Here is a 1,038-nt window from a genome sequence, read left to right as displayed (position 1 = left end):
GTCGGCGGCGGCGGTGACGGCGGAGCCGGCGGAAGTACCGTCAGCGGTAACGCCGGTAGCGGCGGTCATGGCGGCATGGCCGGGCTGATCGTCGGCAACGGCGGGGGTGGCGGCGCGGGCGGACCCGCCACTACGGGAATCGGTGGTAACGGCGGTAATGGCGGTAATGGCGGGCTGATCATCGGCAACGGTGGTAGCGGCGGCAACGCGGGCCCCGGTGGGACGCTGGGTAAACCCGGCACCGGCGGCACCGGCTCACTGCTCCTCCTCGGCGCACCCGGGAATAACGGGTTGACATAGGCCGCGGCGTCGACGGTGGTGGAGCCGATGGGCAGTCACTCACGCCGGCGCGACGAAACCTACCGGCCCGGAGGCCAGACACAACGCCAGCGCGGTGGTGTTGGCCCGGACGGTGATCGCGTTGCCCGCGCCGGGCAGCCGGACATAAACCCGGTTGAGCCCCGGATGCACCGGAACTTTGACCCCGGGTCCCTCGGACAACGCCAGCGTCATCGAACCGTCGCTGTTCGCAAGGTAATTGAGTTCGACGGTCCAGTCGGCGGGCAGTAGCGGCCCGTCGAGGACCAGCCGCGCCGGCTTGTCCGGCTGGGCGAAATAGCCGCACTGCGGCGTCGGCCCCGGCACGATGGTTCGTATCCAGGTCACCCGGGCCGCGATCAGCCGCCCGGAGCTGTCAATCATTCGCAATTGTGTTGTTGACGAATCGAATTCGGGCCTCGCGCGCAGCAGGGCGAACATATGGCTGGCCAGGTTCTGCGGCGCGGCCACCCGCTGCAGCACCAGCGGATCCACCTCCTGATCCAGCAACGGTGCATCCGAAACGGCATGCGCGGCAGCCAAACTCGCGCGCGCGTTGCGCAGGTAGGGCTGCGCCGGGTTGCCCCGCCAACTGGTCAGGAACGTCGCCGTCGAGTACAGGCTGCTGGCGACGAATGCCACCGCCAGACCGACGGCCACGACCGTGCGTTTCGGCGACGCGTCCAACCAACGGGGGCCGGCGGGCCGGTTCGGGGCGCA

General features: G+C 69.7%; 2 pseudogenes. One reads left to right on the top strand and one right to left on the bottom strand.

The annotated features are described in order from the left end of the window. Positions 1-300: pseudogene (locus A5705_RS28290) on the top strand (PE-PGRS family protein); the annotation flags it as partial. Positions 301-339: 39 nt separating this feature from the next. Here the strand turns inward: A5705_RS28290 and A5705_RS24905 are convergent. After that, positions 340-1,038 (bottom strand): annotated as a pseudogene (locus tag A5705_RS24905) (hypothetical protein); the annotation flags it as partial.

It is taken from the genome of Mycobacterium sp. E787 (assembly GCF_001668725.1).
GTDB lineage: Bacteria > Actinomycetota > Actinomycetes > Mycobacteriales > Mycobacteriaceae > Mycobacterium.
The sequence above is the reverse complement of the archived record's forward strand: the minus strand, read 5'-3'. Positions and strand labels throughout refer to the sequence as shown.